This is a genomic window from Plasticicumulans sp., assembly GCF_035331805.1.
Taxonomy (GTDB): domain Bacteria; phylum Pseudomonadota; class Gammaproteobacteria; order Competibacterales; family Competibacteraceae; genus Plasticicumulans.
In genome coordinates, this window is the sequence record NZ_DAOLKE010000127.1 from 1 (window position 1) to 9500 (window position 9500).

The following is a 9500-nucleotide window of genomic DNA, read 5'->3' on the forward strand; positions in this document are numbered from 1 at the left end:
GCTGGCAGCAGCGCCAGCGCCAGCGCCGGGGCGAGCAGCGCGACGATCAGCACGACGCGCACCAGCATCACAGCCGAGGCCAGCGCGATCGCGACCGCGGCGAGCGGTGCGGCGAGCCCGTCGCGCACGCGCCGGGCGTAGGCGAGCGTGGTCGCCGTGCTCGATACCGCGCCGCCGAGCAGGCCGCCGAGCAGCACGCCGGCACCGCCGCCGAAGGCTTTGTAGAGCAGGTAGCCGCCGAGGCTGATGCCGACGATCAGCGTCACCATCAGCCAGATCTCGAACGGGTTGAACACTTCGAGCGGGCCGAAGCTGCGGTTCGGCAGCACCGGCAGCACGATGAAGGTGATCAGCACGAACTGCATGATCGCGCGCAGGTCCTCGCCGCCGAGCCGGCGCGCCAGCGCGTGCAGTTCGACCTTGAAGTGCAGCAGCACGACGCTCAGACCGGCAACGACGACCGCGACCTCCCAGGCGCCGAAGGCAAGATAAGCCCCGAGCCCGAACATCAGCAGCAGCGCCAGTTCGGTGGTCACCGACGGTTCGAGGTCATCGACGCGCCCGCGCCACTGCATGACGTTGCCGAGCACCAGCAGCGTCGTGATCGCCGCCAGCCCCGCCACCAGCACCCAGCCGCCGAAGCGCTCGGCGAGCAGTCCGCACAGCGTGCCGAGCAGCGCCGTCAGCGCGAAGCTGCGCAGGCCCGCGAACTCCGGGCCGGTCGCCTCGCGCTGCAGGCCGATCAGCAGGCCGAGCGCGACCGACAGGCCGATGCGCAGGAAGGTGTCGCCGGACTCGATGCTCATCGGCCCGGGCCGGCGTCATGCGCTGCGATCACGGCGCCGGCTCGACCTTCAGCAGCCAGACGCGCTCGCTGCCACTGCGCGAGCGGGTCGAATGCACGACGGCATCGCGCGCGGCGCGGCGCGCCTCGGCCGAGCCGCCGATCAGCAGCCACTGGCCGAGCCGGCCGCTCAGCGTCGTGCTGAGGCTCGCGGTATCGAAACTGCCATCGGGCCCGGGACGCACCGAACGCGGCGCGACCTCGACCGTCACCGTCTCGCCGCTGACGCGCGGGCGCACCAGAAAGCCGGTCGAGGCATCGCGGTAGCCCATGTCGACGCCGGCCGCCACGCCGCCGCGCGGGCCGGTGGCGACGCCGTAGCGCTCGGGCACCGGCACCGAGCGCCCGAGCGTGACGAAGGCCTCGCGGCCATCGAGCACGCGCACGGTCTGCACGGTATCGTCGCGCCCGCGCGTGCCGTAGTGCTCGACGGTCACCCGCCCGCTCGCCGTCGTACCGCTGGCGCCGGTGCCAATGCCGCCTTCCAGCCCGACGCCGGAGGCATCGACCTCGTCGATCGAGCCCTGACGCAGGCTGACGAGCAGCGTGCGCGGCGGCACGTCGAGGGCGTCGAGCACGCCGAGCAGTTCGTCGATGCGCGCCTGCGGGCCGCGCACGATCAGCACGGCGCCCTGACCGCTCAGCGTCAGCTCGCCGGCGACCGGGCGCAGCAGCGGAATCAGCTCCTCGGCGTTGCGGTGCCTGAGATCGACCGTGACCAGCACCGGCACCTCGGCCCGCGCCGGCGACATGGCCAGCAGCAGCGCGGCCAGCAGCAGCGCGGCCGCGGCGCGCAGCCGCGCGTTCATTCCGGCGTGCCGTAGCAGTGCGATCCGTGCATGACGGTGGCACCGGCCTGCACCGCGGCGGCGACCAGCACGGCTTCGGCGATCTCGGCCTCGTGCGCGCCGGCGGCGCGCGCCTCGGCCAGCCGCGTGTCGATGCTGTACGGGCAGCGCGCGACGTGCGCACAGGCGAGCGCGATCAGCGCCTTGGCCTTGCCGTCGAGCGCGCCTTCGGCGGCGGCGGCGTGCTGCAGGCCACGGTATGCGGCCATCGCTTCCGGTGCGTACTGCGCGAGCAGCTTCAGGCTTTTGAGATTGCGGGGGTCATACATGGTGGCGCGACTCCGGCCCGGGGACAGGCCGCAAGCGTAGGCCGCGCCGGGGCGTCAGCCGAACAGGATCAGGCCCCAGACCACGGCGGCGTTGAGCAGCGACACGAACACCGCCGCCGAGCCGATGTCCTTGGCGCGGCCGGAGAGCTCATGACGCTCGGTGCCGATGCGGTCGACGACCGCCTCGATGCCGGAATTCAGCAGCTCGACGATGACGATCAGCAGCAGGCTGCCGATCAGCAGCGCGCGTTCGAGCGAGGTATCGCCGAGCCACAGCGCGAGCGGCGTGAGGCACAGCGCGAGCAGGCTTTCCTGCCGGAAGGCCTCCTCGTTGTGCCAGGCGGCCTTCAGCCCCGCCCACGAATACCCGGTGGCATTGACGATGCGGCGCAGGCCGCGATGGGGCTGATTGGCCAATCGGCGTGACCGCGCGCGTCAGGCGAGCGCCGCGAGCGCGGCGGCGTAGTCGGGCTCGTCGGCGATCTCGGGCACGAGCTGCGCGTACAGGACCGTATCGTTCTCATCGAGCACGACCACGGCGCGTGCGGTGATGCCGGCCAGCGGGCCGTCCTCGATCAGCACGCCGTAGTCCTTGGCGAAGTTGCGCGAACGCATCATCGACAGCGGGATGACGTTGTCGAGCGCCTCGCCGGTGCAGAAGCGCCCCTGCGCGAACGGCAGGTCGGCCGAGACGATCAGGATCACGGTGTCCGGATGCGCCTTGGCGTGGTCGTTGAACTTCTTGGTCGACAGCTGGCAGGTCGGCGTGTCGAGGCTCGGCACGATGTTCAGCAGCTTCTTCTTGCCGGCGTAGTTTTCGAGATGCACGTCGGCGAGGCCGGGAGCGACCAGGTGGAAGTCCGGTGCGCGCGTGCCGGCGGCCGGCAGCTCGCCGTTGGTGTGGATCGGGTTGCCCCGCAGCGTGATCGTGGCCATGAGCGGCGTCTCCTGATGGTGGGTGAGGTGATGTGCCGCCCGGCGGGCGGGCGGCGACTCCGGCTCTGCGGCCGGTACGGGCAGCGGCTTATTCGGCGCTCTGGAGGTACTGCTCGTAGGCATCGGCGCTCAGCAGCCCCTCGGGGGCCGCCGTCGCCTTGAGACGGAACAGCCAGCCCTCGCCGTACGGGTCCTCGTTGACCAGCTCGGGGCTGTCGTTCAGGGCCTCGTTGATGGCGGTGATCTCGCAGCCGACGGGCACGTACACCTCGGCGACGGCCTTCACGGATTCGAGCGTGCCGACCGGTTCCTCGGCCTCGAACTTCGCTCCGATCACCGGCTGTTCACAGAACACGATGTCGCCGAGCTGCTTCTGTGCATATTCGGTAACGCCGAGCGTATAGCTGCCGTCGTCTTCGGCGCGCAGCCATTCATGTTCCTTCGTGTACAGCAGTTCGCTGGGGTTCATGGCGGACACTCTCCTGTGCGCGGGGGCGCGGCGGGGATGACGGGAAGGGTCGGAAGGCGGGCGGGGTTCGGCCAAAGCCGGCAGGCCGAGACTATATGCAGACGCAGCAGGGGCTGCCAGCGTGCGCCGGACTGAAAAACGGGCGCGCGGATGACGAATGAATGACGGGGCGGAGGCCTGGCGGATGACAAAAAAGAAGGGCGTGCGTCCGCCGACGCACGCCCTCAATGAGGTAGAGAGAGATGAGCGCGCCGCGCGGTGCCTGCCACCGTGTCGCGAACTCAGGACAAATGATAATGATTCTCGATTGATCCGGCAAGCATGGATCAACGCCGGATCACGCCGGCAGCGCTTCGTGCGTGCATGGCAGCCATCGCTGCGCCCGGCTGGTCAGGCTGCCGGCGGATTTCCATAGTGCGGCACCCGAATCCGTCTGATCTGTCCGGTGCAGCCCGTGGCGCGCACCGCTGCCCGCCGTCTGCCCGCGAGGACCCGCCCGTGACCGCTTCCACCCGCTCCGCCCCCGGCTACTGGAGCATCGCGCTCGCCGCCGCCGCGATCCTCGCGATCACGATGGGCGCGCGCCAGACGCTCGGCCTGTTCGTCGCGCCGCTCGATGCCTCGACCGGGCTCGGGGTCGCGTCGATCAGCTTCGCGCTGGCGATCGGCCAGTTCGTCTGGGGCGCCTCGCAGCCGGTGTTCGGGGCGCTGGCCGATCACTACGGGCCGGGCCGGGCGCTGGTGGCCGGCGGCGTGCTGCTCGCGCTCGGCATGGCGCTGACGCCGTTCATGCAGAGCGAGCCGGGCCTGATCCTGACGCTCGGCGTGCTGGCCGCGGCCGGAGCCGGGGCCGGCAGCTTCTCGATCCTGATCGGTGCGGCCGCCGGCCTGCTGCCGCCGGCACGAAGGGCGTTCGCGTCCGGCTTCATCAATGCCGGCGGCTCGTTCGGACAGTTCGTGTTCGCGCCCTTCCTGCAGGTGCTGATCGCCGGTTTCGGCTGGATGCAGGCGATGCTGACGATGGCGGTGCTGACGCTGGCGACGATCCCGCTCGCGTGGCCGCTGCGGCGCACGCCCGAGCAGGCGGCCGCGCACGCCTCGACCGAGGGCATCGGCCTCGGCCGGCAGCTGCGCATCGCCTTCGCCGATCGCAGCTACTGGTGCCTGCATGCCGGATTCTTCACCTGCGGCTTCCACATCGCCTTCCTGGTCACGCACCTGCCCGGCGAGGTCGGGCTGTGCGGGCTGCCGGCGAGCGTGTCGGCGGCGGCGCTGGCGATCATCGGGCTCGCCAACATCGCCGGCAGCCTCGCCGCCGGCTCGCTGTCGCAGCGCTACCGCATGAAGCACCTGCTGGCGCTGATGTACGCCTCGCGCGCCGTGATCGTCGCGCTGTACCTGCTGGCGCCGAAGACGCCGCTGACCTTCTACGTGTTCGCCGCCGCGCTCGGCTTCACCTGGCTCGCGACCGTGCCGCCGACCGCCGGTCTGGTCGGCAAGCTGTTCGGCGTGCGCTATCTGGCGACGCTGTTCGGCATGACGCTGCTGTCGCACCAGATCGGCGGCTTCTTCGGCGCCTGGCTCGGCGGCCTCAGCCGCGTCGGTTTCGGCGACTACCAGTGGATGTGGTACGCCGACATCGTGCTCGCGCTGCTCGCCGCACTCGCGAACCTGCCGATCCGCGAGAACCGCCCGCTGCCGGCGGCGGCACCGGCCTAATCGAGCCGGCGCAGCAGGTCGAGGTCGCCGGCGAGTTCCGCCATCGCCGCGCGCTGCGCCCCGGCGCGCTCGCCGAGCCCGGCCAGCGCGCGCTCGATCAGGCCGGCGTTGGCGACGATGGTCTCGACCTGGCCGACCGTGCCCTGCTGGTGCGCATGCAGCGCGCCGAAGCGGTTGCGCGCCGAGTCGATGTGGGTGCCGAGTTCGCCGAGCGCGGCCGTCATGCTGCGGATGACTTCCTCGGTGCGCCCGAGCGAGGCGCGCGTGTCGTTGGCGAGCTTCTTGACCTCGGTCGCGACCACCGCGAAGCCGCGCCCGGCCTCGCCGGCGCGCACGGCCTCGATCGTCGCGTTGAGCGCCAGCAGGTTGGTCTGGCTGGCAACGCGGTCGATGGTCTTCAGCACGTCGCGGAAACCCTGCGTGTGCCGCTCGAAGCTCGCGAAGCCCTCGGCCAGCGCCTGCACGTCGGCGTTGTCGCCGGCGGTCGCCAGCTCGGTCAGCAGCGCGCCGCGGATGGCTTCGACGGTCGAGCGGATGCCGGCGGTCTGCGCCAGCGCCTCGGCGACCTCGCCGGCGAGCGCGGTGTTGGCCTCGAACTGGCCGAGCAGATGGGCGAGCACGCGCGCGCGCAGGCCGTTCAGGGACTCGGCGCGGCGCAGCCGGCAGGCCGTGAAGTACTCGCGGAAACGCGCGTAATGCACCGGGAAGCGATCGACGAGATCGTCCGTGAACGGTGACGGCCCCGGTGCGAAGAAGGCCACCGCGCTCAGCGTCTGGTTGACGTTGATGCCGAACAGCTCGCCGAAGGTCGAGAACCCGGCCGCCGGCACCGGCCACAGACCGGCGAGATCGGCGAGGCGCGGCTCGTTGTTGAGCCGGCGCAGCACGCAGTCGTTCATCAGCACGGCCAGCGGCTTCGGCTTGCCGCGCAGGAAGTCCTGCACGTCGCGCTTCGTCTGCGCGACGAAATCGGTCGCCGCCAGCAGCTTCAGTTCGTCGCCGGGATTCACGTCGCAGAAGAACGACAGCGCCCCGGTGCCGGTGTCGATCGCCGCAACCGAGCGCACGAACAGCTCGCCGTCGAGCTCGATGCCGAAGGTGTGGCCGTTGAGCCTGTCGCCGAGCCGCTCCACCGGCACGCCGAAGGACTGCGCCAGCGCCTGCGCGAACGGCACGACCGTGCCGCGCTGCGGATCGAATACCGCGGCTACCCGGCGCAGGTCCGGATCGGCGTCGATGACCACCCAGCTGCGACCGGTGTCGCGGAAGTTCTGGCTCTTCAGCGCCGCGTAGCGCATGCCCGGCGCCATCTTCACGAAGGCGAGCAGCGCGTGGTTTTCGAGCACGCGCCGGCCGTCGTACAGCCAGGTGTGCTGGAAATCGAGCTTGCCGCCGGCCGAGCCGCCGACGAACAGGCACGGGAAGCGCCCGCTGCGGTAGACGGCCTCCATCAGGTAGTTCTCGCAGGCCGAGAGGCCGTCGACGAAGGCGAGCGCCAGCGTGTCGCGCGCATCGATCGCGAACGGCACCTGCACGCGCGCGAGTTCGCCGGCGATGCGCTGCACGCGCGCCTCGCGATCGAGCGTCGGTGCGCCGCGGCGGATGTCATCGTTCGGCAGCGCCACCGCCTGCACGCTGACCTGCGCGAACAGCGCCGGTGCGAACACCTGCACGATGACGCCGGCGCCGTGCGCAGCCGCCGGCCGGTACAGACCGCCACCGCCACCGGCCGAGCACAGCTCGCCGGCGGTGCTGACCGCGAGCAGCGGCACCGCGCCGGCGGCCGAGGCGAGCCGCGAGCAGACGCCGGCGAAGTCGAGGTGCGCCGACACGAAGGCGATCGCCAGCGCCGCCGGCTGGCCGTCGAAGCGGAAATCGGCGGCACTGAAGCTGCTGCCCCGGCCATCGCCGGCGAGCACGCGCACCGGCACGGACCCGGATGCCCCGGACATCGCGGGCGGCTCGGGCAGCGGAAGGCTTTCGGACGGGAAACGGACTTCGGCAGGCATGGCGGCCTCGGCGGGCTTGCAGACGGAAGACGCGGATGCCGCCCTCCCGCCTGCTGCAGGCCCGGCACGCATCCCCGTGCTATCCGTCAATATCCGTCACCGGCGCCGCGGCTTTAGCCCCGCTTTCATGCGGCTTCACAAAACCATCGCGCCGGCTCAGCCGCCGATGCCCTGACTGCGCAGGTAGTCCTCGTAGCTGCCGGTGAAGTCGACGAGGCCGCGCGGCGTGAACTCCAGGATGCGCGTCGCCAGCGAGGACACGAACTCGCGGTCGTGGCTGACGAAGATCAGCGTGCCGGGGTAGTTCTCGAGCGCGAGGTTCAGCGCCTCGATCGATTCCATGTCGAGGTGGTTGGTCGGCTCGTCGAGCACCATGACGTTCGGCCGCGTCAGCGTCAGCTTGCCGAACAGCATGCGGCCCTGCTCGCCGCCCGAGAGCACCCTGACCGATTTGCCGATCTCGTCGTTGCCGAACAGCATGCGCCCGAGCGCGGCGCGCACGAGCTGGTCATCGCCCTTGGTCCAGCACGCCATCCATTCGAACAGCGTCGCCTCGTCGGCGAAGTCCGAGGCGTGGTCCTGCGCGTAATAGCCGATGTCGGCGCCCTCGGCCCACTTGACCGACCCGGCGTCGGGTTCGAGTTCCTGCATCAGGCAGCGCAGCAGCGTGGTCTTGCCGGCGCCGTTCGGGCCGATGATCGCGACGCGCTCGCCGGCGTCGATGCGCAGCGACAGCTTTTTGAACAGCGGCGGATTGCCGTCGTAGCCCTTGCTGACGGATTCGAGCGTCACCGCCTGGCGGTGCAGCTTCTTGTACTGCTCGAAGCGGATGTAGGGGCTGACGCGGCTCGACGGCTTGACCTCCTCAAGCTTGATCTTCTCGATCTGGCGCGCGCGCGAGGTCGCCTGCCGCGCCTTCGAGGCGTTGGCCGAGAAGCGGCTGACGAAGGTCTGCAGCTCGGCGATCTGCGCCTTCTTCTTGGCGTTGTCGGACAGCAGCCGCTCGCGCGCCTGCGTCGAGGCGGTCATGTAGTCGTCGTAGTTGCCGGGGTAGACGCGCAGCTCGCCGTAGTCGAGATCGGCCATGTGCGTGCAGACGCTGTTCAGGAAGTGGCGGTCGTGGGAAATGATGATCATCGTGCTGTTGCGCGCGTTGATCACGTCTTCCAGCCAGCGGATGGTGTTGATGTCGAGGTGGTTGGTCGGCTCGTCGAGCAGCAGCACGTCGGGGTCCGAGAACAGCGCCTGCGCGAGCAGCACGCGCAGCTTCCAGCCCGGCGCGACCGCGCTCATCGGCCCCCAGTGCAGGGCCTCCTCGATGCCGAGGCCGAGCAGCAGCTCGCCGGCGCGCGCCTCGGCGGTGTAGCCGTCGAGTTCGGCGAAGCGCACTTCGAGGTCGGCGACGCGCATGCCGTCGTCCTCGCTCATCTCGGGCAGCGCGTAGATCGCGTCGCGCTCGGTCTTCACCGCCGCCAGCTCCTCGTGGCCGAGGATCACGGTGTCGATGACGCTCAGGTTCTCGTAGGCGAACTGGTCCTGGCGCAGCTTGCCGAGGCGCGTGTTCGGCTCGCGCATGACGATGCCGTTGGTCGACTCCAGATCGCCGCCGAGGATCTTCATCAGCGTCGACTTGCCGCAGCCGTTGGCGCCGATCAGGCCGTAGCGGTTGCCGGCTCCGAACTTGACGGTGACGTTCTCGAACAGGGGCTTCGGCCCGAACTGCATCGTGAGGTTGGCGGTGGAAAGCATCGTGTCGGTCACTCGCGGCGCGGCGGGCGCGCATGGATCAGGGGAAAGCCATAAATGAAAAATCGCCGGCCCGCACGCGCGGGCCGGCGATGGCAGGCGGGAACGGTGCTTCAGCCCGACTGCTGCACGCAGTCCACGTAGTAATGCAGCACGCCGTCGACATCCTCGGTCACGAGGCCGTGGATGTCGGTCTCGAAGCCCGGGAAGCGGGCATTGAAATCCCGCGCGAACTGCAGGTAGCGCATGATCGTGCGGTTGAAGCGTTCGCCCGGAATCAGCAGCGGGATGCCGGGCGGGTACGGCGTCAGCAGGATGCTGGTGATGCGGCCTTCGAGCTCGTCGATCGGCACGCGGTCGATCTCCTCGTGCACCTGCGCGGCGAAGGCATCGGTCGGCTTCATCGCCGGCTCGATGTTCGAGACGTACATCTCGGTGGTCAGGCGCGCGATGTCGTTGTCGCGGTAGACGCCGTGAATCTGCCGGCAGAGATCCCGCAGGCCGATGCGCTCGTACTGCGGGAAGCGCGCGACGAACTCCGGCAGCACGCGCCAGAGCGGCTGGTTGCGGTCGTAGTCGTCCTTGAACTGCTGCAGCTCCGTGACCAGCGTGTTCCAGCGGCCCTTGGTGATGCCGATCGTGAACATGATGAAGAACGAG

General features: G+C 70.1%; 9 protein-coding genes and 1 pseudogene. 1 reads left to right on the top strand and 9 read right to left on the bottom strand.

Translation table 11 applies throughout. The features are described 5' to 3' along the window. The 6 genes from PKE44_RS10430 to gcvH form a co-directional block, all read right to left on the bottom strand. On the bottom strand, window positions 1-806 hold an 806-nt coding region (locus PKE44_RS10430; protein ID WP_324550818.1), incomplete at its 3' end, for a DUF4010 domain-containing protein. 28 nt (window positions 807-834) lie between these two features. Next, window positions 835-1653 carry a hypothetical protein gene (locus tag PKE44_RS10435; RefSeq protein ID WP_324550820.1) on the bottom strand — a complete coding sequence of 273 codons (819 nt, stop codon included), beginning with the start codon at window positions 1651-1653 and terminating at the stop codon, window positions 835-837. Further along, window positions 1650-1961, bottom strand: a complete 312-nt coding sequence (locus tag PKE44_RS10440) for a carboxymuconolactone decarboxylase family protein (protein ID WP_324550822.1) — start codon at window positions 1959-1961, stop codon at window positions 1650-1652. Before PKE44_RS10440 ends, PKE44_RS10435 begins: the two co-directional genes overlap by 4 nt. 54 nt (window positions 1962-2015) lie before the next feature. Next, window positions 2016-2378, bottom strand: a complete 363-nt coding sequence (locus tag PKE44_RS10445; protein WP_324550825.1) for a diacylglycerol kinase — start codon at window positions 2376-2378, stop codon at window positions 2016-2018. Window positions 2379-2396: 18 nt separating this feature from the next. Further along, complete coding sequence (tpx, locus tag PKE44_RS10450) at window positions 2397-2897, bottom strand: thiol peroxidase (RefSeq protein ID WP_324550829.1); 501 nt, start codon at window positions 2895-2897, stop codon at window positions 2397-2399. 88 nt (window positions 2898-2985) lie between these two features. After that, window positions 2986-3366 carry a glycine cleavage system protein GcvH gene (gene gcvH, locus PKE44_RS10455; protein ID WP_324550831.1) on the bottom strand — a complete coding sequence of 127 codons (381 nt, stop codon included), beginning with the start codon at window positions 3364-3366 and terminating at the stop codon, window positions 2986-2988. 498 nt (window positions 3367-3864) lie between these two features. Here gcvH and PKE44_RS10460 point away from each other — a divergent pair, with 498 nt between their 5' ends. Then, window positions 3865-5085 carry an MFS transporter gene (locus PKE44_RS10460; RefSeq protein WP_324550833.1) on the top strand — a complete coding sequence of 407 codons (1221 nt, stop codon included), beginning with the start codon at window positions 3865-3867 and terminating at the stop codon, window positions 5083-5085. Here PKE44_RS10460 and PKE44_RS10465 read toward each other — a convergent pair. From PKE44_RS10465 to PKE44_RS10475, 3 genes and pseudogenes are all read right to left on the bottom strand, one after another. Beyond that, window positions 5082-7037: a methyl-accepting chemotaxis protein gene (locus PKE44_RS10465; RefSeq protein WP_324550835.1), complete on the bottom strand. Its 1956-nt coding sequence runs from the start codon at window positions 7035-7037 to the stop codon at window positions 5082-5084. The genes PKE44_RS10460 and PKE44_RS10465 overlap by 4 nt on opposite strands. 213 nt (window positions 7038-7250) lie before the next feature. Beyond that, a complete protein-coding gene (locus tag PKE44_RS10470) occupies window positions 7251-8843 on the bottom strand; it encodes an ABC-F family ATPase (protein ID WP_324550837.1) in 1593 nt (530 codons plus the stop codon). A gap of 110 nt (window positions 8844-8953) precedes the next feature. Then, window positions 8954-9500: pseudogene (locus PKE44_RS10475) on the bottom strand (lysine decarboxylase); the annotation flags it as partial.